Source organism: Myroides sp. TSA_177.3 (genome assembly GCF_052691955.1).
The window spans coordinates 79,298-102,167 of sequence record NZ_JBQZGD010000004.1 but is presented as its reverse complement, the minus strand read 5'-3'; the positions used below and the strand labels follow the sequence as shown (position 1 = coordinate 102,167).

Sequence of the window (22,870 nt, the reverse complement as noted above, 5' to 3'; positions counted from 1 at the left end):
CGGTCTTTGTTCTCACAAACAAAGACCGTATATTTTAGTATAATTACAATTATTTTTGTCTAAAATAGATATCTATAGGCACACCGCTAAAGTCATAGATTTCGCGTAATTTATTCTCAACAAACCTTTTATAAGGATCTTTAATATATTGAGGTAAATTAGCAAAAAACACAAATTGAGGCGATGGTGTTGGCAACTGCATACAATATTTAATCTTGATATACTTTCCTTTGATTGCTGGAGGAGGAGTATGCTCAATGATTGGCAACATCGTTTCATTAAATTTAGACGTAGAAATGCGATTTTTTCTATTTTCATATACTTGAACTGCAGTTTCTAACGCTTTTAATAAACGTTGTTTTGTAATAGTTGACGTGAACACAATAGGCACATCCGTAAACGGAGCAATGCTTTCGCGAATTTTATCCTCGAATTGTTTTGACGTTAGTGTGTCCTTGTCAATCAAGTCCCACTTATTTACTAAAATAACAATTCCTTTTCTATTTTTCTCTGCTAACCAGAAAATATTTTGATCTTGTCCTTCAAACCCTCTCGTAGCGTCTACCATCAGGATACAAACATCACTGTGTTCGATAGCGCGAATAGAACGCATAACAGAATAGAACTCCAAATCTTCTTTTACTTTTGTCTTTCTACGGATCCCCGCAGTATCAACTAAATTAAAGTCAAATCCAAATTGAGTAAAACGCGTATCAATAGCATCTCTTGTTGTACCAGCAATATCTGTTACGATATAACGATCTTCACCAATTAAAGCATTGATAAAACTTGATTTTCCAGCATTTGGACGCCCTACTACTGCAAAACGAGGTAGATCACCATCTTCACTCTCTTCTCTTACTTCCTCTTCTGGTAATACTTTGATTACTTCATCTAATAAATCACCTGTTCCACTACCGCTCATTCCGGCAATTGGATAAATTTCACCCAATCCTAAATTGTAGAACTCATAGGTATCTTCCATGCGCTTTCCACTATCTACCTTATTCACTGCAACAAAAACAGGTTTTGTTTCACGGTGTAATAATTTAGCTACCTCAGCATCCATTGGAGTAATTCCCTCCTCTACATCAACTACAAATATGATAACATCAGCCTCTTCAATAGCTAATGCTACTTGGCGTCTGATTTCTTCTTCAAAAACATCATCAGAACCTTTTATATATCCTCCTGTATCAATGACAGAAAACTCTCTTCCATTCCATTCTGATTTGCCGTAGTTTCTATCACGGGTTACCCCGCTAACCGAATCTACAATTGCCTCTCTCCTTTGAATCAAGCGATTAAAGAAAGTGGATTTCCCTACGTTTGGTCTCCCAACTATGGCTACTATACTACTCATATACTATTTAAATATCTCGCAAAGTTAATATTTCAATGCAATATTTGACGCTATTATTTAATTTCTCTATTTTTTTTGATTGTATCCGAAACGTTTCAACTGATAATCGCTCGATCTCCAATCTTTATTCACCTTCACAAAAAGCTCTAAATGCACTTTTTTATCAAAGAATTTCTCCATTTCTATACGGGCAGCAATTCCTACCTTTTTCAATGCAGCTCCTTTATGACCAATCAAAATTCCCTTTTGTGTATCGCGTTCCACCATAATAATGGCTTTGATGCGAATGATCTCCTCTTCTTCTAAGAATTCTTCTGTCTCAACTTCTACGGCATAAGGAATCTCTTTATCGTAATTCAATAAAATCTTCTCGCGAATGATTTCATTAACAAAGAAACGTTCTGACTTATCTGTCAAAGCATCCTTTGCATAATAAGGTGGCGATTCTGGAATTAGCTCCAAAATGCGATCAAATACGGCTTGTGTATTAAATTTTTCTAAAGCCGAAATAGGAAAAATCTCAGCATTAGGCACTTTTGATGTCCACAATTCTACTTGTTCCTCTAATTGAACTTGATTGGATTTATCAATTTTATTCAACAACAATAAGATAGGCACTTTAGAGTGAATAATTCGATTGAAAAAAGCTTCGTCTTTCAATTCTTTTTCTCCAACCTCTACCATATAAATCAAGACATCTGCGTCTTCAAAAGCAGATTTTACAAAGTCCATCATCGAAGCTTGTAATTCATATGCTGGTTTAATAATACCAGGGGTATCCGAAAATACAATTTGATACTCCTCTTCATTTACAATTCCTAGAATACGATGTCTTGTTGTTTGTGCTTTTGATGTAATTATTGATAATCGCTCTCCTACTAATGCATTCATTAGGGTAGATTTCCCTACATTGGGATTACCTATAATGTTCACAAATCCAGCTTTATGTGCCATAAAAATATATTTTTCGCTACAAAGGTAGTTTTTATCAATGAGATAGTTGAAAAAAAATGAAAGAACTCGACTTAAATCCTTCCCAAAAGGCTTTTTTAGGGATCAAAATTTTGATTTATATGCGATTTTACTAGCTTTATCTTTTTTAAAGCAAATACAATTTTATGATTACAAACCAAAAACATTGGTCGATAGTAGAATATTTACACGAAACGGTTAAAAATCCCAATATACACATTAAAGGAAGTACAAGTTATTACAGTGCCGCTTGGAGTGGTTCATTTGAAGAAAGTGTTGTACGTTATTTATATGGAGATGCTTATAGTGCGAGCCAATGGGAACCCGCTTGGCCCATTGATCAACTTTATATTGGTTCTTATGTTTGCATTGCTGCAGAAGCAGTAATCTTAATGGGAGGTAACAATACACACCGCACTGATTGGTTTAGCTTATATCCCTTTATTGAAACCATTGTAGAATCTTATGAAGGAAAAGGAGATACTACTATTGGCGATGGGGCTTGGATTGGTATGCGTGCAATGATTATGCCTGGCATTACGATAGGAGAAGGAGCTATAATTGCCTCCGGAGCAGTAGTAACTAAAGATGTAGCTCCATATACACTTGTAGCAGGCAATCCTGCAAAGCCCATCAAAACGAGATTTGATGAAGCAACCATCACACGCTTACTACAATTAAACCTTTATGATTGGCCTGAAGCGAAATTTAAAGCGTTACAACCTTACATCAGTGCCAATGCTATTGCTGTTTTAGAGGAAAAAAGCCAATTATACGACCAAGCGAACAACATACTCAAATAATTTAAAAAAAATATCGCCACACATCCCCCTATTGCCCAGCAGATTAGAACAAACAAAGGCCAACTTAGCCTTTTTTATCAAAAGTTTTTCTTTGATTTACTTGGTTTGTACTCATATTAGTTTGTATCTTTGTACCACAATAGCGCGGGATAGAGCAGTAGGCAGCTCGTCGGGCTCATAACCCGAAGGTCACAGGTTCGAGTCCTGTTCCCGCTACTAAGCCAAAAAGACTTAATCTAACGATTAGGTCTTTTTTTTGGTTTACGGTGAACTGTTGATAGTTTACGGATTAAGTACAAAACTTGGAGCAAATACAGTTTACGGTGAATGGAACAAGAGTAAAATAGGAAATGATGTAAAAATTATCTTTTTGACCAATTTACATCCCTCTGAGATTATATAAGCCTATCTCTTCATCTATTTTATTAATCTTTTTTTTTGACGACATCCCTACCCTACTTTAATATTGACTTTTTTATCCCTTAGGGACAAAAATATGCGGTATTGCTATTCTGCTTTTATTTCAAAAAATTTGCAGGTAAAATATCGTAAACATGACAACATTAGCCCAACAAATTGAAGCGCTAAATGAAAATCTAGCTTCTCAATTACCTACAGAGATACTGGAAGCCTTTGGTCAATCTATTGCCGATTTAAAAAGTCAAGGATTAGAAAATAAAGCTCCAAAAGTAGGCCAAGTTTTCCCTAATTTTAAACTTCCGAATACGCTTAATCAGCCAGTTGAACTAAAAGAACTCTTAAAAAAAGGAAGTGTTATCCTTGCTTTCTTTCGAGGAAATTGGTGTCCGTACTGTAATCTTGAATTAAAAGCTTTACAAGATCGTTTACACGACCTAAAAGGAGCTACATTAGTTGCTATTTCACCACAGGTGACAACGTATAATGAAGAATTAAAAAACAACCATGCGCTAGGTTTTGATGTCTTGACCGATCAAGACAATAGTTTAGCTAAACAATTGGGTATTTCTTTTTCCTTGCAAGACTTCGTACTTCCTATCTATCAAAATTTAGGTATCACCCTTTCTTCTTTCAATGGAAATGATCACAATGAACTACCAATTCCTGCAGTTTTTGTATTGGATCAAACAGGAACCATTACTTATACGTTTATCGATTCTAATTATATGAATCGAGTTGATATAGATGAAATAATTTCACACATTTAAATACATAAAAAAGCATTCCACCTGGGATGCTTTTTATTTAATATTAATGAGATAATGTTTTACCTTAGCTAATTACATCATCTTATTCACCATGAAACATTTTATTGTCATCTTATTCACTTTTTCTTTAATCTCTTGTTTTGCTCAATCAAAAATAGATAAGCAACATAAAGAAATTCTTGATGAAGGAATCCGCCTATATCGCTCCGAAATGGCATCTTGGTATGGTACAGATCTATTCCTTTCTCAATATAGCAACAAAGAAAATATTGGAGGTTATCTTTCCTATGTAGAAGAAGAAGCTTCTATTTGTATCTTTTTTTCCAAAACACCAAACCCGCAAGTACTAGGCACTATTACTTTTAATAAAGATTATAACGTACAACAAGCGAAGGTTGACATAAAAGAACGTCCTTTTAGCCAAAAGGAATTAGATTTGTATACAATTAGGCAAATTGCATTAGAAGCTATTGCTAACGACACGCTTTTTAAACGATATAAAAACACTAATTTAAACTTGGTTCCCCTCATTCATGAAAAGGAGAAAAAAGTTTATGTTCTTACTGGCCCAACTACGGGTGGAGTTGTCATTTTTGGCAATGATTATCTGATTACTTTCGATAAAAAAAATAAGATCCGTACAAAAAAACAATTACATCAAAATATTATTCCTATCCAAACCGAAGCAACAGAAGGTAACCATACTATTCTAAGTACAATGCACTCTCACACATCTGAAACGGGTCATTTACCCACCGCAACTGATGTATGTACCCTAATGCTATACGCCCCGTACGTTAACTGGGGAACCCATATCATAGTTTCAGAAGAGTACAAGAGTATTTGGGATTTTAAAAAATCTGACTTTGTTGCATTATCTAATAAAACAATCGATAACATAATTCAACATTCAGAGAAGCAAAAAGAGAACTAATTTTGTTCTATTAACTTTTTACTATTTCCATCTTTCGAAAAGCTGACATACTCATTCCTTTATGTCGTTTGAAAAATTTATTGCAATGACTTTCATCTGCGAATCCAAATTCATGGACAATTTCATTGATTCGCATTTCACTAAAGAGCAAACGATGTTCAATTAGTCGAATTTTATATGCTGAGATATACGCTTGAAAGGATTCGCCTGCTTGTTTGCGGAAATAACTTCCCAAATATGTTTCTGAAAGTCCAAAACGCGCTGCAACTACGGCCACTTTCAACTGTTCTGGTTCGCGAATGTGTTCTTGGATGTAGTTGAGTATTTGCACAATTTTCGCATCGGTAGTAACCTCTAGGGGTTTCAATTGAATTCGAGCTATATTACGAGCAGCAATTACCAATATCGCATTGACAATTGGCCGAATTAAATCTTCATTATACATCAACTCCACCTTCAATACTTCTTGTAGGGTTTGCATCAATTGAGCCACAAGGCGTTTATCTTCTTCATGTACTAACACTGAAGCGGATAAATGAGAAGCGTAATACAACAAGCATTCAATATGATCAATACTCTTCCACTGATATTCCTTGACATAGGATTCGCCAAAACGAATCACCATAAATTCACACATCCCCTCTAAATCAAATTCATGGCAATCTTGGGGAGTAATCAAGAACAAATCCCCTACTTTAAATAAAATGCGATTGCCATTTACAGCATGACTCCCTTTTCCTGAAATGACATAAACGAGTTCAAAAAAATTAAACTGCCTATCGCGCAAAGGACAAACCTCTACTTTTTCATAATACACCTCAAGGGCCTGGTACATATTCTCTTTTGCCATACTGCAAAGATACCGAAATACACTTGATTTATACCTAATAAACTTCGTTTTATCAGTCTATTTTTGCTTAAAACAAAATAGAAGATGATGAAAGCCATTACATTAGAAGGATTTGGAGGAATCGAACACCTCCAGTATAAAGATATTCCAATTCCCCAACCGCAAGCGAATGAAGTACTCATTCAAACCAAAGCGATTAGCATCAATCCAGTAGATGTAAAAGTTCGCGCCCGTCAAGCTCCCTTAGCGGAACAGCTGCTTCAACATCATCCCTTAATTTTAGGATGGGATATTTCAGGAGTTGTCGTACAAATAGGTAGCGATGTGACTGATTTTTCCATTGGAGATGAAGTATTTGGTATGGTCAACTTTGTAGGGCATGGCCAAACGTATGCAGCATACGTCGCTGCACCCACTCATCATTTAGCGTTAAAACCTACCAATATTTCCCATGCAGAAGCTGCTGCGAGTACACTAGCCGCATTGACGGCTTGGCAGGCTTTTACAGCTTACGGGAAATTACGTCCTCATGATCGTTTACTTATTCATGCCGCTGCTGGTGGTGTTGGACATTTTGCTGTACAAATCGCGAAACACCTTGGTGCGTACGTTATTGCAACATCTTCCGCAGCCAATAAGAATTTTGTGTTTTCTTTGGGCGCAGACGAGCATCTGGATTACCACGAAGTTGATTTTGAAAAAGAATTGAGTAACCTTGATTTTGTCTTAGAAGCGATTGGAGGTTCAAATTTTCAAAAATCCGTTGCGATACTCAAACCTTTTGGAACCATTGTCGCTCTACCCTCTGGGCATACAAAAGAAGATGAACAAAAGGCACAAGCTAAATTTCTACACGCTTGTTATTTTATGTCAGTGTATTCTAGTCAAGAGGATATGAAGCAGATTGCTCAACTATTAGCAACAGGTCATATCAAACCCCATCTCTCGCACATTTATTCTTTTGAGGAATTACCTCAAGCCCATCTCCAACTAGAAAGCGGACGTACCGTAGGAAAAATAGTAATTGAATTTTAATATGATACAACAAGATATATCCATCGAGCTGCTACAAGCCATTAACGAAAGTCCTTATAGCCAAATTGACTATGACTATTTACTAGCTCATAACCCTGCTCAAATTCGCATCGAAGAACAACAATTGGCAGATACCGAAGAGCCTTTGGCAATTCCAGAGGGTCTGGTCGTTGAAAACCTTGAAATCCCCTCACGAGAGCTTCATCGAACCATTAGATTAAGAACCTACCGTCCATTGGGACAAAGTAATCTTCCCGTGTTGATGTATTTTCATGGAGGTGCTTTTATTTATGGTACTCCAGAACAATATGATTTTATTTTTTACCCTATGGCGTTAGCCTTGAATATTTCAATTGTATCAGTTGATTATCGTTTAGCACCTGAACATCCATTTCCAGCAGCCTTAGAAGATGCTTATGATGCATTACTTTGGGTGGCGCAAGAAGCAGGTCAATTGGGAGGAAATAAAGAAAACATCAGCATTGGCGGAAGTAGTGCAGGCGGGACTATTGCTGCTTCACTCGCTCATCTAGCTCGAGACAAAAAAGAAGTTGTACTACAGCATCAATATTTGCTCTATCCTCCGATGGATCATCGTTTACTCACGCCTTCCATGCAGACCTTAGCTGATGCTCCTATGCAAACCAAGGCTGCTGCCTCTTTCATGTGGAAGTACTATTTAGCCCACCATCATGAGGCTCCACTTCCATATGCTGTACCTTACTTGCAATCGAATTTTAAAAATCTTCCTCCAACTACTTTAATTGTAGCGGAGTTTGATCCTCTCAAGGATGAGGCAAAACAATATGTTGATCAACTCAAGGAAGCTCAAGTTCCAACAACCTTTTTTGAAGTAAAAGGTGCAACGCATGTATTTGACTTTTTTCCAACCGCCATGGCACGCGACTTTTGGCAAGAACAACTTACTTATTTAAAAACCATTTTTATCCGATAATCATATGAATCTCCTAGTCATCAATGGACATCCAAATCCAACTAGTCTTAATGCTACCTTAGCACAAACCTATATCGAAACTGCTCAAGCTTTAGGCGCCACTATGCGTTATCTCGCTATTGGTGAATTACACTTTAATCCCAACCTCCAGTACGGCTATGCAAAACGCATGGAATTAGAACCTGATTTACTCCGTGCATTAGATGATATCTATTGGAGTACCCATCAAGTTTGGATACATCCGATGTGGTGGGTGGGTATGCCTGCAATTATGAAAGGGTTCTTTGATCGTCTATTTTTACCAGGATTAGTGTTTAAACATCACACTTCAACACATACAGAAGGGCTTTTACAAGGTAAAACAGCACGTATTATAGTAACCATGGGCGACTTATCCCCAGAAATTCATCAATCCGTATATCACACTAGTGGTTCAATTCCATTAAAAGAAGGCATATTGGCTTATTGTGGTGTAGGGGTAGAACAAGCGGAAGTTTTTGGCCCGTTGAATGATTATAGTCCAAATGATATTCATCAACTCCTCTTGCAAATGAAAGAAAAAGCGAAAGAAGATGTCAAAAAACACCTTTCAAAAGTAGGATCGAGCGATATTTTGAATTAAAAAAACAACATACAAAGCTAACAATCAACAAGTTAACATACAATTCAAATAATTTATAAAACTATTTGTTCTTTTTATTTGTTTTATACCATTATTAGTTTGTATATTTGCACCACAATAGCGCGGGATAGAGCAGTAGGCAGCTCGTCGGGCTCATAACCCGAAGGTCACAGGTTCGAGTCCTGTTCCCGCTACTAAGCCAAAAGACTTAATCTAACGATTAAGTCTTTTTTTTTGGTTTACGACGAACGGTTTACTATTAACCGTTCACAGTTTCCTCCATTGTTGGTCGTTTACGAGTACCGGCCATCACTTCCTTAATTAAATTTTTTATATTTTCATTGACTTCATCCTTGGGTTCTAACACTAAGGCTTCTTCAATCAATGCCAAGGCTTCCCCATCACGTTCTGCCAATACTAAATTCATCGCGTGATTACCCATCAAAGCAAAATCATTGGGCTTTCGTTCCATAGAAGCTGCTGAATAATACAAAGCCTTTTCCAAATCTTGTAAATGAACGGCTTCTAAAGCAGCTTCCATCGGAATAGAGTGATTCTCTTCATTAATCACAAACGCTTTTTCTAATAAGGCAAATGCTTCTTCATGACGTTCCAAGCGCTGCAATGCTTTTGCCATTAACACCATACTAGGCCAATGATCTTCGATTAACGCTAGACATTGTTCAAAATAATGTACTGACTCTTCTAATCTTCCTTGATCTTTAGCATTCAATTCCTGCATGCGGTACCCGCCTAATAGTATCAGGTCCTTTTGTTTTTCACAAGCTAGATCATAGAGGGTATTGAATTGTTCAATATGTTGTCTTTCTGCTTCGTCTGCATCAATTTGATCGTATATCGTGCCATTCATCAACTGCTCAATCTCTGCAGGTAATAATTCTTTATGATACGGTGAATAAGGATTTAAAATGAAAGTAGAACCTTTAGTCATACTGAACAAATCCTGTCCCTTCAAACTAATGTAAGATACTTTTTCCTTGATAATATCCTGATCAAAAACGCGATTCAACGAGGTAAATACAGGAATATGCCCTCCATCAAAAGACACCAATTTGACAGTGGTATTTCCTCCGACTGTTTGCTCTCCTTCTTCTAATTCCATACCATCTGGAGTCAACACAATCAGTTGATTCCACATTAACTTTTGGTAAAAATATTTCTGTGCATCAATACTAGATGCTCCTTCTATCAAATAACGTTCTAATTCATTTTCAGGAAAAGTAGAGGGTTGTTCTTTTTTCTTTTTAAAAATATCAAATAATTTCATTTACTTTCTTTTATACTTATTTCATTGGCGTTTAGCACTCCTTTATACTCATAATTGAATAACGTTGAGCGTTTAGCTATAACCACTAAAGATACAACACTTTTAATCTTCGTTCCAAATACTCCTCCTATCCTTCTACTTTCACTGTTATTTTATTCACGTTTCCTTTTTTTCGCTGCAGACATCGTCTTAAAATTAGCTTCGGATTTCATTCTCAACTGAACAACAGCCGTAACTTCTTTTAAATCCAACTGATCCAAAGGAACAACGGCATAATCCACAATATAATTTTGATCCAATAACACTAAATTAGGCTGCGTATTCAACACCACTCCATCGATCATAAAAATCAATTTCCCTTTGTAGCTTATATTTTGTTTGGCCCACTGTTCCAAGACTACTAAATTCGATTTATGTCCTTCTTTCAGTGGAAGGATAATCTTCTTCTCATAGGTAGTCGTTCCAACTGAAAAAAGACCTTCCTCTACTTTGATGGTAGCAAAACTCTTTGGGTTTATGCTCAAGAAGCTATATCCACCATACAATTGGTTTTCCACTTCAATTGCAAAATTGTAATGCAACTTATCGATGTCTTGAAGCCCAACCTTGGTTGGCATTGCAGCCGATAAATCTGTTTTTTGTTTCGTTTGTGCGGCAGTTGTTGTGCTCCATAACCCGAGGCAAACCATACCTAAAACCCAAAATGTTCGATATACTTTCATTGTGATTTTTTATTAAATGTAAGCAAAAACTACTAATCTTAAACCGAGACCATAAAAAAAGGTCTGTGTGAATCACACAAACCTTCTCTATATTCATTTACATCAACTCTGCAGCTATATCTTCCCATTCCTGCATCAATGCTTCTATTTTCTTTTTGTTCTGCTCATAGGCTTTAAAAAAGCTCTCATCTTGCATCAGTTTTTCATAATCAACGGCTAATCGTTCATCGTCTTTAGCGACTTTCTTTTCAAGTTCATTGATTTCACTTTCTATTTTACTCAATCTATTTTGAAGCGTTTTTTGCTTCTTTTGATCTTCGTATGATAAAGCTTCGACTTTCTTTACCTCGACTTTCACTTCAACTTGAGGCTCTTTCTTCTCACTTTTCTTTTCGATTTCACGCATATTTTGCGCTTTGCGTTCTTCTAAGAAATAGTTGATATCCCCCAAGTATTCTTTAATCTTTTGATCTTTGAATTCATAAACCAAATTAGTTAATCCCTGTAGGAAATCACGGTCGTGCGAAACCAAAATCAAGGTACCTTTAAAGTTTAGCAAAGCCTGTTTCAACACATTCTTCGATTTTATATCCAAGTGGTTGGTCGGCTCATCCATCAGCAAGACATTGATAGGCGAAAGTAGCATACGACATAAAGCCAAGCGATTTCGCTCTCCTCCAGATAGCACTTTTACTTTCTTCTCTACATCATCTCCTCTAAATAAGAAAGCACCTAACATATCGCGTACTTTTACGCGATTTCCATCTGTTGCAGCGTCTAACATCGTATCTAAAAGGGTTTTCTCTCCATCTAGATAGTCTGCTTGATTCTGAGCGAAATATCCAATTTGAACGTTATGTCCCAATTTAATTGTTCCATCATATTCAAACTCTTTCATGACCGCTTTAATCAATGTGGATTTTCCTTGTCCATTTTGTCCAACAAACGCAATCTTACTTCCGCGTTCAATTAAAAAATCAACATCTTTAAAAATGACCTTATCACCAAAGCGCTTGGTAACTCCTTCCATTTCCAATACAACCTTACCTGGATCAATGCTCACAGGAAACGAAATATTCATTACAGCATTATCATCTTCATCAACCTCAATACGCTCAACCTTGTCTAATTTCTTAATTAGCGATTGCGCCATTGCAGCTTTGGAAGCTTTGTAGCGGAAACGCTCAATTAGCTTCTCAGTCTCCTCTATTTTTTTTGCTTGATTTTTTTGAGTCGCTAATTGCATTTCACGCAATTCTTCGCGCAACAACAAATAGGCAGAATATGGTTTATCAAAATCGTAAATCTTACCTAATGATATTTCAATGGTGCGATTCGTCACGTTATCTAAGAACATTTTATCGTGGGAAATAATCACCACGGCTCCTGGATAACTTCTTAGAAATTGCTCCAACCAAATGATACTTTCAATATCCAAGTGGTTGGTTGGCTCATCGAGTAAAAGCACATCATTATCTTGTAACAACAATTTTGCTAATTCGATACGCATACGCCATCCTCCAGAAAAGGTATCTGTAAGATTCTCAAAATCTTCGCGTTTAAATCCTAATCCTTGTAAGATACGCTCTGTATTACCCACGTAATTATATCCACCGATAATTTCATAACGATGGGTTAAATCACTTAATTTCTCAATTAACTCGCTGTACGATTCTGATTCATAATCGGTGCGTTCAGCTAATTCTTTATTCACGCGATCTAATGCCGCTTCGACTTCTTTAATTTCAACAAAGGCTTGGTAGGCTTCTTCTAGTACCGTTCTTCCAGGAATAAAATCAATATCCTGACGTAAAAACCCAATTTTAAGCTCTTTTTCCATGGCGATACTTCCTGTATCTGGTTCCATATCGCGGGATAAAAGTTTCAACATCGTTGACTTTCCAGCTCCATTTTTCCCAACCAAACCAACGCGGTCACCAGCCCCAATTTTGAATGTTACGTTTTCAAATAAATATTCTCCTGCAAACGAAACAGACAAATTATGTATATTCAACATAAATACTACTTCTTTAATTTAAACTTTTTGTAGCGATGGATGGAGATATTTTCCTCCAACGCCCTATCTTTTTCTATGTAATTATATAATTGTTCTGCCAAATAAGGTGCGAGTAAAACCCCACGTGTCCCCAATCCATTCAACACAAAAATACGATCTGATTCTAAACTTCTTCCCAACAAAGGACGGCGATCTTTCACCGTAGGACGAATCCCCGCAATATGTTCCACTATTTCAAAATCCAAATCAATAAAACTCTTCAATCCTTCGATTAGTTCTTCTCTTCCTTCTTTTGTAGGAACATCTGTTTTATCCTCCCAGTTATATGTAGCGCCTAGTTTGTATTTATCCTCTCCAATCGGAATCAAAAATACACCTGCTTTCAACATAAAATCACATTTCAAACCTGGAATCTTAACAATCATCAACTCTCCTTTTGTTCCATCCAGGGGCAATTCTTTAAAAAAGGGATTTTGCAATAGACCAAAACCTTCTGCAAATACAATGCGCCCAGCTTCAATCCCCTTATATGAAATACCATTTTCATGATATAACAACTGGTCGTAATCAAAAGTTTCCTTTTTGTAACATCCAATTTGTGTCAAATAACGGCGATAAGCAGGAATTAAATCATCTGTTTCCAGATACCCTGTTGCCTTTACTTTTCCTAAACCGAAGGACAAATCTACTCCATCTAGTTGCATCTTTATAATTTCGGGCGATAAAAAGGTATTTAAATTTGGTCGATCAGCTGCTTGAAACCAATTATTCTGTTCTTCAATAGAAGCTAGACGACGATATAAGTCCATCGGATACCAGCATTTCACCTGCAATTTTGCTTCTAAGGCAGGATAGAACACTTCAGCTATAGCCAATTGTTCCTTCACTTTCCAAACATCCGTAAAGCGTTTGAGTACAACAGGATTGTACATACCTCCAGCAATTAACGAAGAAGAACGTTCTTCTGAATCAATCACAACAAACGTTTTTCCTTCTTGAGCCAACTTTTCAGTAAATGCAATGCCCGCTAATCCCGTTCCTACAACAATATAATCCACCATAATTGAAATCATAAAAAAAGCTCTTATCTAATTTAGATAAGAGCTTTATAAATTAGTAATTACAAAATTAGTAATTCCATAAATCATCTTCAAGGTTTCTGATCAATTCTTTGATGCGTTCGCCTTCAAATAATTGACTTAACTCTCCACCTTTGATGTAATCGTTAATACGAGAATCTCCATATTGATTATCTGCTTTGTAAATCGTAGAGCTAAAGCGTCTAGCGTTTAACAAATGATCAAAGTTCATAGGATTCATTGGGTTTTTAGAGTTAAATACCTGAGCATCGAACAAAGTAGTTCTAGCATCTGGGAAGAAAATCCAGAAAAGCTCTACTGCGTTTTCTACATCAGCTCCTTTCGTGTATAAGTCAACTACTACTGGAGCAATTCCTAATAAACGATATTTTAATTGTCCCTCATTGCGGTCAAAAAACCACAATCCCAAAACGTGATACGACTTTACATCAGATGGACGTAATTCAATACGTTGAATATATTCCTCTGGAATTTTTTCACCAGCATTATAGTATTCAATACCAGCATCTGTAGTATCAACTTTCACGAAAGATGTTTCAAGTTCCTTTAATGTTCTTTTTCTTTTAAAGTCACTATCATCGTATACTTCTGTGATAGTTCCAGACTTAATACCATCAATCAAAGCTTGGAACATTGATTTTCTTCCATCTCCAGATACCTCTTCGATTGGATAGTAATAAGACTCATTAGCTTTCTCTTCAAGAGAAATGTTTTCCCATACTTTAATACCAAATAGGATATCCTTATCTGCTACATACCCGTATGGAATTGGTCCTTCGCTTTGTACGTATATATCTTGAATACTTTTCATTCCAATTTCCTCAGCAGACTTAGCATTTAATAAGTTGCTTTGTGCAAATGATTGCAATGAGAATATTGAAAATGCTACAAATAGTGAAATTTTTTTCCAGTTCATATTATTCAAAGTTTTCTTCTTTTATTTATTTCGAAATTACATGATTTCGAATGTACAAGGTGCTGTTTTCTTCAATGCATAATCACTTGCACCGTCTAAACGTACCTTGATATCAGAAATAACAACTACATCTCCGAGTCTTGCTTTAGAAATCGCAGCTTTCGCTCTGTCATTCATTCTATTCCCTTGAACTACCACAGATGGTTGTCCTGGAACTTGCAATACAAATCCTGTAACTGTTAAACCTAATTCAAAATCAAAATCTTCTAATTTTGCACCGATGGTAACTACTTCTAAGTTAGACTTAGGTCCTTTCGCAGCGTATTCACCACGAACTGTACCACGAGGTGCAGGAATATCTTTAATTCTAAATACTTTTTTATCGCTTACAGATGTTCCGTCAGGTAATTTTCCAGTCACATTGATTGTAACCTCTCTACCTGCTTGTGGACGCATGTTATACTGTCCTGCTTTTCCTCCTTTAGATAAACCAGGAGCAGAAGCTACTACTTTATCATCAGAAATACCAGCAAAAGAGATTGTCATTGGGTTTGTTACCCCACGGTACACCACGTTCATTTTATCTGCAGAGATGTTCGCTTGATTAGGTTTAGGAACTACAACGTAATTTCCTACAAAGTCAACTGGAATTGCTTGTCCGTTTTCCATGAATGTGAATTCACCTTTAAATTCATGTTCACCAACGTTTCCAGTACTAAATCCTAAATTCACACGTCCATTATCTAATGCTTTAGATAAATCAACTTTTTGTCCGTTTACAGTAACCTCTGTTGGTACTGTTGATTGGTCATAGCGTCCTAAAACAACAATTCCTTTATACTGCTCTCCAGCGAAATAAGCTGATTTTTCAGAGATAACAATTGCTTTATAGTTACGCATTGAAGCCGCTTGGCTCAATGTATTCCCTAACAATAAATTGTAAAAATCATGCTCAATTACTTTTGCATCATTTTGCATTGTAGACAATTTAGTCAACGATGCAATTGCTGGAAATCCTTGGAAATTGTAATTTAAATAAGGCTTTACAATTCCTTCTCCATCTTTTACATCAGCTAAATCAAATCTATTTTGCAATTCAATTGTAATAAGTTGATAAGCATTATCTTCTTCTAAAACAGATTTAATATCACTCTTATACTTTTCAATTGCTCCAATAAATTCTTCTCCTTGCGCAGAATATTTATCTCCAGTAAACCAAGCTTGATCAATTACATCTCCTTTTTCCATACGCTCCGCTGGTAATTTACCATCGATACGTTGTTCTTCTAAAGGAGCTGTAATCATTGTTTTAACGGTATTGATATAATCAAAAAATTCTTTTGTTATTACCGCAACTTTTTGCGCTCTTTTGTAAGGTTCTCCAAAGCGTGTTGGATCATCAGAAGCTCTCACCTCTAAACTTTCTAACAAGCTAGTATTATTTGTGTTCGCAGCTTCGTTCGCCGCTTCAAATTTATCGTTTACCATACCAAAAGCTGATAAAACCTCTTTTGACATCTGAAGAGCCATCATCGCGATGAAAATCAGATACATAAGGTTAATCATCTTCTGTCTAGGTGTCAATTTTGCTCCTCCTGCCATTATTTATAACTTTATCTGATTATAAATTAATTAGCACCGCGGTTTCCCATTGCAGAAAGCATACCTCCATAAACAGTGTTTAATGAAGACAAGTTGCTTGTTAAAGCAGACATTTGCTCTTTTAATTTGATATTATTTTCGGCAACTTCTTTATTGATTTCAGCGTTACGAGTAGCACTTTCCAATTGTACTTTATACATTGAGTTTAAAGATTCCAATTGAGCAGCAGCCATTGACATTTCTTCCGCATATTTTCTAGTAGAAGCTACAGAGTCAACTGTTGGAGCAATCTCTTTTGATGCTGCTTCAAAGTTTCTGATACTTTTGCTTAAACTATTCATTAACTCACCGTCAATTTTCGCTTCTTTCAATAAATCATCTAATTTTTTAGATAACATACCTTGTTCTTCTGTTGTTCCACCGCCAACAAATCCTACAGCACTACCACCGCCTCTAACTTGTGTTGGCTCTCCACCTTTTAATTCTGGATACACTTTAGACCAATCTAACTCGTCATCAACTGGTTCAAAAGCAGATATCGCAAAAATAAGAGCTTCTACAACCAATCCTAAAGTTAGCATATTATTTCCATTAATTGGACCTAACTCCATGTGCGTAATCTTAAATAATGCACCGATAATTACAACTGAAGCCCCCATTCCATAACAGAAGTTCATTACTTTTTTAGGTATTGCCATAATTTTTTAATTGTTTTAATTGTTTGTCTATAATCTATAATTGTTTTGGTTCTGGTTATCTAGCCATTTTAGACGCATTGCTTCTAGACATAGATCCTGAAACAGATTGTACTGTTCTAAATCCGATGTATGATCTAGCAGAATCTGCGTATTCTGAATCACGTGTAGCAACTTGTAACATATAAGCTGGGTCTCTCCAAGATCCCCCTCTAACTACTTTTAATGGCGTATCTGATCTTCTGTTTTTTGGTTTTAAGCTTGACATGAAATCATATGATGATGAATCATACGGTGAACTTGTCCACTCTGCAACGTTTCCAGACATATTGTATAAATTATATCCGTTTGGTGGATAAGCACGTGCTTCAGCTGTATAAGTAGCTCCATCCGCTGCATAGTCAAAACGGCTAGGTTTGAAGTTTGCCATAAAACAACCTTTTTCATCTGTTGTATATGGGCCTCCCCAAGGATACATAGCTCCTTCTAAACCACCTCTAGCTGCAAATTCCCATTCGCTTTCCATTGGTAATCTGTACTCATGTACTTCAGAAGGTAAACGTTTTGAACGTAAGAATGTGTTTTTATATAACGTTCTCCATGCTGCAAATGCTCTAGCTTGATTCCAGTTTACACCCACAACAGGATATTCACCAAAAGCTTCGTGCCAGAAATAATCATTGTGCATTGGCTCGTTATAAGAGTATTGGAATTCTTTAATCCAACGTGTTGTATCAGGATAGATTAATAACGTTTCCGTTTTTAAATGTCTGCTACGTTTTCCACGAGGATCAACTCCTTTATCTTTCATTGCTCCTTCTAAATCCACATAAGTGTATTTGAATTTAATTTTAGAAGCATCGAACATACCTAATCCGTTATATGTTTCAGAAGCTGGAATGTATAAAGAGTCCATTACTTCAACATAATATTCGTCTGGGTAACGATCTACCGATACAGGTAAGTTCACTTTTTTATTCAATCTTCTACCTGCATACATATCATCGCTGCTATCCATGCTGTAGTAATTTTCGTACATATATCTTTGATAAGGCGTCATACGATCTAGATTTTCTTCATTATCTAAAAATGCATAAGCACCAATTCCACCACCATCTGGAGTCAATCCCATATCATCTGCAGCAATAGCTAAACGAGTTCGGATAACCGAATCCTTTACCCAATCCACAAATTTTCTGTACTGGTTGTTTGTAACGGCAGTCTCATCCATGTAGAATGAACCAACAGTTACCGTTTTTGTTGGAGCATCCTGTGCACCAAGGAAATCTTCGTTTGATTGTCCCATTGTAAAAGTTCCACCTGGAACTAAAGACATACCATGAGGCTTCGTAGTTGACCATCTCTTACCTTCTACTCCGCCTAACAACTCACCTCGATCTCCAGTACCACAGCTGCATACCAAAGCTAAAACTGCTCCTAACGTAATGATCTTCTTCATATATTATTTAGGTTTTCTTATATACTTCTTAAAAATGTAAACGTATTCAATTATTTTTAATTTTCAAAAACAAAGCTAAAAAAAATTTAGTTTATATTTAACATATGTAAATGTTAAATTTTTCAAGCTTAAACTAAACTCTTTTTAAATGCTCTCCACCATCTATCAGGTAATTGCTGAGCGGTCGCCTTTTCGTAATCTTCATAGCTACAAGGTAGCAAGATTTTCTTTGTTAACTTTTCATTAACACTCGTCCCAACATTCACTTCTATCCACCATCTTCCGGAAATATCGCTCTTGTAAAATATCAAATTCTCGTAATCATCAAAAGGTACTATATACTTTATATAATTATCCTTACAGGCAAATGGATATTCATTGTAGCGATAATTAACGCCTTCAATAAAATACCACAATATTTGTCCTAATAATAACGTTTCATTTGTTTGATTATTATAATTAAATATTCCAAAAGTACTAACTTTATCGCTTAATCCACTATAACGAGCCAAAGAACAAATTTCTCTTCCGTCAAATCCGTTGGGATTATAGGTTGCAAAATTCCCTGAATCACTTGACTTTACAGCGTTGACGTCGATACTTACAATATCAGCATCACGCAATACCGGTTCCGCCAATGCAATATTATTAATAATTTCTCCAACTCGGTACGCTTCAAAGTATAAACTTTCAATTAAATCGATCTCTTCTTGCGAATTATAATACGTTTGGTAGCCTAAGTTTGAAAAATTAAACAAATTATTCGGTTCTTCTAGAATTATTCTCGACAAGAAACTTTCCGCCGCATGGCCTCCATCTTTTGCTACATCTAATTTATGATCGATGCAAACGAGGTTCACCATTTGTTCTAATTTATCATAACCTCGATATAACGCATAGGTCAAATCTTGGCTTCCTCCTATCACCACAGGAATTGTTCCGTTCTTTACTAAATCTTCTACAATTTTCCTTAATAGAAAATAAGTATCTTCCATCGATTCACCAGGTGTAATATCCCCTAAATCTGCTATTCGAACATTCCAATTCCCAGGAAATAACGTATAAAAAGCTTTTCTAACTTTCATCAGGTCCACCATAGCAGGTTCCGAAGCTAATCCTCTATTATCAGTTACACCTATAATAGCGATTTTATATTGCTCGTACTTATCGAAAGTACCACCAGAATGGAAATAAACTTTTTTACCTAAACTTTGGCTAGGTAATCCATCGATGTAATTTCTAAATTCAATACTAACTGGACGTAAAAGTTCTAACATGCCTTACTATTCAATTATTTCTTGGTCGTTGTTTTCTTCGTTGTAGCTTTTTTAGCTGCCGGTTTTTTAGCTGCTGTAGCCTTTGTTTTCTTTGCAGGTGTTTTCGCCTCAATCATCGCTTTGACCTCATCCAACGTCAAAGCTTGTGCATCAACATCCTTAGATAACTCTATTTTTACTTTACCTTTTAAGATAACTGATCTTCCCCATCTTGCTTTCTCCACGCGGATGCCTTCTGCTGTCCAATCGTGAATCACCTTATCTTTTTCTTTCTGAATTTTATCTTCAATCAATTCAGTAATATCTTGATTCGATAAATTATCGAAGTTGTATTTCTTATTGACATTGATAAAGATATTATTCCACTTCAAGTAAGGACCAAATCGCCCTACACCTTTTTGTACTGGTAAATCTTGATAAGTAGCAATTGGTCTATCTGCTTCCTCTTTTTCTTGAATAAACTCTAATGCTTTTTCATAAGACACATCTAGTGGCTCCAATCCTTTTGGCAAAGAAATAAACGTTTTTCCAACGCGTACATAAGGACCAAATCGTCCATTATTTACTTCTACTTCTTCTCCTTTATATTCCCCTAACATGCGAGGTAATAAGAATAGCTTTAACGCTTCTTCCAAAGTAATTGTTCCAATATTTTGATCTGGCGCTAAACTTGCAAATTGTTTATTTTCATCTTCAGCATCACCAATTTGAGCCATAGGCCCGAATTTTCCTAAACGAACTAATACTGGTTTTCCAGAAGCAGGATCAGTACCTAAAATACGTTCCCCTGATTCACGCTCTGCATTTTCTTCTACATCTTTTACTGTTGGATGAAAGTGATCGTAAAACTCACGCATCATCTTTGCCCAATCTTCCTCTCCAGCAGCAATAGCATCAAAATCTTCTTCTACTTTTGCCGTAAAGTTATAATCTAAGATTGTCTTGAAGTTCTTCACTAAGAAATCGTTGACAATAATTCCAATATCAGTCGGAATCATTTTTCCTTTATCTGACCCTGTTTTTTCCACCAACACTTTTTCAGTCACAGCAGCTTGAGCTAGCGTCATTACTTTATAATTGCGCTCTTTTCCTTCTGTTGTTCCTTTTTCTACATAATTACGTGCAATAATTGTAGAAATCGTTGGTGCATAGGTAGATGGTCGTCCAATTCCTAATTCCTCTAACTTCTTTACTAAAGAAGCTTCTGTATAACGAGCGGCAGGTTTACTAAAACGTTGAGTTGCCACGATTGCATTAGATAAAAGTGACTCTCCTACTTTTAAGTGTGGTAAAATTCCTTCTACTTCTTCCTCTTCATCATCATGTCCTTCTAAGTATACCTTTAAGAACCCGTCAAATAACAATACCTCACCTGTAGCTACGAACAAGTCGCTGTATTTATTCGCACCGATTTTCACATTCGTACGCTCCAATTTAGCATCACTCATCTGAGAAGCTAACGTACGTTTCCAGATCAAATCGTACAAACGCGCTTGATCTCTATCTAAAGGCACGGAGTGCAAAGCCATATTCGTAGGTCTAATTGCCTCGTGCGCTTCTTGTGCTCCTTTGCTCTTTGTTACATAACTTCTTGATTGTACATATTCTGCACCGTATGATTTTGCAATTTCAGCAGCAGCTGCTTTTGTCGCTTCTTCAGATAAATTCACACTATCTGTTCTCATATAGGTGATATATCCTTCTTCGTACAAACGCTGTGCTAACATCATGGTCTGTCCAACAGAATAATACAACTTACGCGCTGCTTCCTGTTGTAAGGTTGATGTTGTAAATGGTGCGGCTGGTGATTTTTTAGCGGGTTTTGTTTCTAAATCCTTAATGGCATAGTTTGCTCCTATATTAAGGTTTAGAAAATCTTTGGCTTCTTGTTCACTAGCAAAATTCTTTGATAATCTTGCTTTGACAACTTTGCCTTCAGCAGTTTTAAATTCTGCCGTTATAACATAAGAAGATTCGATTTTAAAATCGTTGATTTCTTTTTCTCTTTCAACAATTAATCGAACGGCTACAGACTGAACACGTCCAGCAGATAACCCTCCTTTTACTTTTTTCCACAATACGGGTGATAATTCATACCCCACTAAACGGTCTAATACACGTCTAGCTTGTTGTGCATTTACTAAATTATAATTAATCCCTCTTGGGTTATCAATCGCTTTTAGAATTGCTGACTTAGTAATTTCGTGAAAAACAATGCGTTTTGTTTTATTTTGATCTAGTTTTAACTCTTCTGCCAAATGCCAAGCAATAGCCTCACCCTCACGGTCCTCATCGGAAGCTAACCAAACAACTTCTGCATTTTTAGAAAGATCTTTTAGTTTCTTTACTACTGCTTTCTTATCACTAGAAACCTCATATTTGGGTTTAAAATTATCTTCTACATTAACCCCTATCTCTTTAGAAGGTAAATCCGCTATATGTCCATAACTAGATTCTACCTGATAATCTTTTCCTAAAAATTTCTCAATTGTTTTTGCCTTTGCAGGCGACTCCACGATCACTAAATTCTTTGCCATACTTCATTCTTTTGTGAAGCAAAAATATGCGTTTTTTCTTAATATTTCTACTTCAACCGATATAATTCATACTTTCTCTTAAAATCCTTTCCGATGATTTAAAAAATATACACTTTTTTAACGTTGATTAGAAAAAAATTCTTTTTTTTACCCAACACCTTATATAATCAGAAATTCGTTCAAAAGTAAAAAAACAAAAGTAATTAATGCATACCTTCTTGTGTATTTTACTTTTTACATAAATTCAGAACACCTATAATATAAGGAAAATTCGCTTATTTCTGTACTAAAAAAAAACGACTTTTCACTTAGTAATAACTCCCCCTTTTCATTGCAAAATTTATATTTCTACTGGTATTAATTATCGTAATTCATCTCTGCGTAAAACTCAACTTTTATTACTAAAAAAAAGCTTACGCAACTCCTTTTTTAGTTTTCTCGCGACCTATTCAAACCATTCCTCAACCGTACTTCAAGATTATAGTAGCCACACATTTAAAGCAACAATTTGGCTCAAATATAAACTTCGGAATAAA

General features: G+C 36.0%; 19 protein-coding genes and 2 tRNA genes. 8 read left to right on the top strand and 13 right to left on the bottom strand.

The features are described 5' to 3' along the window. Nucleotides 1-49: 49 nt before the first annotated feature. The gene (der, locus tag ACUTSE_RS05960) at nt 50-1,363 is read right to left on the bottom strand and encodes a ribosome biogenesis GTPase Der (protein ID WP_445639564.1); all 1,314 of its coding nucleotides are present in this window, start codon (nt 1,361-1,363) and stop codon (nt 50-52) included. Nucleotides 1,364-1,429: 66 nt separating this feature from the next. After that, on the bottom strand, nt 1,430-2,317 hold the full coding sequence (era, locus tag ACUTSE_RS05955) for a GTPase Era (RefSeq protein WP_002987618.1): 888 nt from the start codon (nt 2,315-2,317) through the stop codon (nt 1,430-1,432). 164 nt (nt 2,318-2,481) lie between these two features. Here era and ACUTSE_RS05950 point away from each other — a divergent pair, with 164 nt between their 5' ends. The 4 genes from ACUTSE_RS05950 (at nt 2,482) to ACUTSE_RS05935 (ending at nt 5,259) form a co-directional block, all read left to right on the top strand. Continuing rightward, a complete protein-coding gene (locus ACUTSE_RS05950) occupies nt 2,482-3,138 on the top strand; it encodes a CatB-related O-acetyltransferase (protein ID WP_445639563.1) in 657 nt (218 codons plus the stop codon). Nucleotides 3,139-3,281: 143 nt separating this feature from the next. Continuing rightward, a tRNA-Met gene (locus ACUTSE_RS05945) sits at nt 3,282-3,354 on the top strand. A gap of 338 nt (nt 3,355-3,692) precedes the next feature. Continuing rightward, the gene (locus ACUTSE_RS05940) at nt 3,693-4,325 is read left to right on the top strand and encodes a peroxiredoxin-like family protein (protein WP_445639562.1); all 633 of its coding nucleotides are present in this window, start codon (nt 3,693-3,695) and stop codon (nt 4,323-4,325) included. 91 nt (nt 4,326-4,416) lie between these two features. After that, entirely contained in the window at nt 4,417-5,259 is an 843-nt protein-coding gene (locus ACUTSE_RS05935) for a hypothetical protein (protein WP_445639561.1), read from the top strand. 10 nt (nt 5,260-5,269) lie between these two features. Here ACUTSE_RS05935 and ACUTSE_RS05930 read toward each other — a convergent pair whose 3' ends face one another. After that, on the bottom strand, nt 5,270-6,109 hold the full coding sequence (locus ACUTSE_RS05930) for a helix-turn-helix domain-containing protein (RefSeq protein WP_445639560.1): 840 nt from the start codon (nt 6,107-6,109) through the stop codon (nt 5,270-5,272). 87 nt (nt 6,110-6,196) lie between these two features. On the opposite strand from ACUTSE_RS05930, the gene ACUTSE_RS05925 reads away from it, so the two are divergent. The 4 genes from ACUTSE_RS05925 to ACUTSE_RS05910 all read left to right on the top strand — a co-directional run bounded on the left by ACUTSE_RS05925 (nt 6,197) and on the right by ACUTSE_RS05910 (nt 8,915). After that, complete coding sequence (locus ACUTSE_RS05925) at nt 6,197-7,144, top strand: NADP-dependent oxidoreductase (protein ID WP_445639623.1); 948 nt, start codon at nt 6,197-6,199, stop codon at nt 7,142-7,144. 1 nt (nt 7,145) lies between these two features. Then, the gene (locus ACUTSE_RS05920; protein ID WP_445639559.1) at nt 7,146-8,099 is read left to right on the top strand and encodes an alpha/beta hydrolase; all 954 of its coding nucleotides are present in this window, start codon (nt 7,146-7,148) and stop codon (nt 8,097-8,099) included. A gap of 4 nt (nt 8,100-8,103) precedes the next feature. Beyond that, on the top strand, nt 8,104-8,721 hold the full coding sequence (locus ACUTSE_RS05915) for an NAD(P)H-dependent oxidoreductase (RefSeq protein ID WP_445639558.1): 618 nt from the start codon (nt 8,104-8,106) through the stop codon (nt 8,719-8,721). Nucleotides 8,722-8,842: 121 nt separating this feature from the next. Then, nucleotides 8,843-8,915, top strand: a tRNA-Met gene (locus tag ACUTSE_RS05910). A 65-nt stretch (nt 8,916-8,980) separates the two neighbouring features. Here the strand turns inward: ACUTSE_RS05910 and ACUTSE_RS05905 are convergent. The 10 genes from ACUTSE_RS05905 to topA all read right to left on the bottom strand — a co-directional run bounded on the left by ACUTSE_RS05905 (nt 8,981) and on the right by topA (nt 22,334). Then, nucleotides 8,981-10,009 (bottom strand): SseB family protein, encoded by a 1,029-nt coding sequence (locus ACUTSE_RS05905; RefSeq protein ID WP_445639557.1) that lies wholly within the window; start codon nt 10,007-10,009, stop codon nt 8,981-8,983. A 152-nt stretch (nt 10,010-10,161) separates the two neighbouring features. Continuing rightward, nucleotides 10,162-10,731: a hypothetical protein gene (locus ACUTSE_RS05900; RefSeq protein WP_445639556.1), complete on the bottom strand. Its 570-nt coding sequence runs from the start codon at nt 10,729-10,731 to the stop codon at nt 10,162-10,164. 97 nt (nt 10,732-10,828) lie between these two features. Continuing rightward, complete coding sequence (gene abc-f, locus ACUTSE_RS05895) at nt 10,829-12,748, bottom strand: ribosomal protection-like ABC-F family protein (protein ID WP_445639555.1); 1,920 nt, start codon at nt 12,746-12,748, stop codon at nt 10,829-10,831. 5 nt (nt 12,749-12,753) lie between these two features. Then, nucleotides 12,754-13,821: an NAD(P)/FAD-dependent oxidoreductase gene (locus ACUTSE_RS05890; protein ID WP_445639554.1), complete on the bottom strand. Its 1,068-nt coding sequence runs from the start codon at nt 13,819-13,821 to the stop codon at nt 12,754-12,756. A 55-nt stretch (nt 13,822-13,876) separates the two neighbouring features. Then, nucleotides 13,877-14,764 (bottom strand): type IX secretion system ring protein PorN/GldN, encoded by an 888-nt coding sequence (gene porN / locus ACUTSE_RS05885; protein WP_002987631.1) that lies wholly within the window; start codon nt 14,762-14,764, stop codon nt 13,877-13,879. 36 nt (nt 14,765-14,800) lie between these two features. Beyond that, on the bottom strand, nt 14,801-16,366 hold the full coding sequence (gene porM / locus ACUTSE_RS05880) for a type IX secretion system motor protein PorM/GldM (RefSeq protein ID WP_445639553.1): 1,566 nt from the start codon (nt 16,364-16,366) through the stop codon (nt 14,801-14,803). Nucleotides 16,367-16,392: 26 nt separating this feature from the next. Next, nucleotides 16,393-17,064, bottom strand: coding sequence for a type IX secretion system motor protein PorL/GldL (porL, locus tag ACUTSE_RS05875; RefSeq protein ID WP_060873966.1), 672 nt, complete (start codon nt 17,062-17,064; stop codon nt 16,393-16,395). 55 nt (nt 17,065-17,119) lie between these two features. Beyond that, complete coding sequence (gene porK / locus ACUTSE_RS05870) at nt 17,120-18,520, bottom strand: type IX secretion system lipoprotein PorK/GldK (RefSeq protein ID WP_115091774.1); 1,401 nt, start codon at nt 18,518-18,520, stop codon at nt 17,120-17,122. A 128-nt stretch (nt 18,521-18,648) separates the two neighbouring features. Further along, nucleotides 18,649-19,797 carry a formimidoylglutamase gene (locus ACUTSE_RS05865; RefSeq protein WP_445639552.1) on the bottom strand — a complete coding sequence of 383 codons (1,149 nt, stop codon included), beginning with the start codon at nt 19,795-19,797 and terminating at the stop codon, nt 18,649-18,651. 14 nt (nt 19,798-19,811) lie between these two features. After that, on the bottom strand, nt 19,812-22,334 hold the full coding sequence (topA, locus tag ACUTSE_RS05860) for a type I DNA topoisomerase (protein WP_002987636.1): 2,523 nt from the start codon (nt 22,332-22,334) through the stop codon (nt 19,812-19,814). Nucleotides 22,335-22,870 lie beyond the last annotated feature (536 nt).

Excerpts from the sequence above, each read along its gene's own strand:
- der (WP_445639564.1), bottom strand. The coding sequence starts at position 1,363 with ATGAGTAGTATAGTAGCCATAGTTGGGAGACCAAACGTAGGGAAATCC.
- era (WP_002987618.1), bottom strand. The coding sequence starts at position 2,317 with ATGGCACATAAAGCTGGATTTGTGAACATTATAGGTAATCCCAATGTA.
- ACUTSE_RS05950 (WP_445639563.1), top strand. The coding sequence starts at position 2,482 with ATGATTACAAACCAAAAACATTGGTCGATAGTAGAATATTTACACGAA.
- ACUTSE_RS05940 (WP_445639562.1), top strand. The coding sequence starts at position 3,693 with ATGACAACATTAGCCCAACAAATTGAAGCGCTAAATGAAAATCTAGCT.
- ACUTSE_RS05935 (WP_445639561.1), top strand. The coding sequence starts at position 4,417 with ATGAAACATTTTATTGTCATCTTATTCACTTTTTCTTTAATCTCTTGT.
- ACUTSE_RS05930 (WP_445639560.1), bottom strand. The coding sequence starts at position 6,109 with ATGGCAAAAGAGAATATGTACCAGGCCCTTGAGGTGTATTATGAAAAA.
- ACUTSE_RS05925 (WP_445639623.1), top strand. The coding sequence starts at position 6,197 with ATGAAAGCCATTACATTAGAAGGATTTGGAGGAATCGAACACCTCCAG.
- ACUTSE_RS05920 (WP_445639559.1), top strand. The coding sequence starts at position 7,146 with ATGATACAACAAGATATATCCATCGAGCTGCTACAAGCCATTAACGAA.
- ACUTSE_RS05915 (WP_445639558.1), top strand. The coding sequence starts at position 8,104 with ATGAATCTCCTAGTCATCAATGGACATCCAAATCCAACTAGTCTTAAT.
- ACUTSE_RS05905 (WP_445639557.1), bottom strand. The coding sequence starts at position 10,009 with ATGAAATTATTTGATATTTTTAAAAAGAAAAAAGAACAACCCTCTACT.
- ACUTSE_RS05900 (WP_445639556.1), bottom strand. The coding sequence starts at position 10,731 with ATGAAAGTATATCGAACATTTTGGGTTTTAGGTATGGTTTGCCTCGGG.
- abc-f (WP_445639555.1), bottom strand. The coding sequence starts at position 12,748 with ATGTTGAATATACATAATTTGTCTGTTTCGTTTGCAGGAGAATATTTA.
- ACUTSE_RS05890 (WP_445639554.1), bottom strand. The coding sequence starts at position 13,821 with ATGATTTCAATTATGGTGGATTATATTGTTGTAGGAACGGGATTAGCG.
- porN (WP_002987631.1), bottom strand. The coding sequence starts at position 14,764 with ATGAACTGGAAAAAAATTTCACTATTTGTAGCATTTTCAATATTCTCA.
- porM (WP_445639553.1), bottom strand. The coding sequence starts at position 16,366 with ATGGCAGGAGGAGCAAAATTGACACCTAGACAGAAGATGATTAACCTT.
- porL (WP_060873966.1), bottom strand. The coding sequence starts at position 17,064 with ATGGCAATACCTAAAAAAGTAATGAACTTCTGTTATGGAATGGGGGCT.
- porK (WP_115091774.1), bottom strand. The coding sequence starts at position 18,520 with ATGAAGAAGATCATTACGTTAGGAGCAGTTTTAGCTTTGGTATGCAGC.
- ACUTSE_RS05865 (WP_445639552.1), bottom strand. The coding sequence starts at position 19,797 with ATGTTAGAACTTTTACGTCCAGTTAGTATTGAATTTAGAAATTACATC.
- topA (WP_002987636.1), bottom strand. The coding sequence starts at position 22,334 with ATGGCAAAGAATTTAGTGATCGTGGAGTCGCCTGCAAAGGCAAAAACA.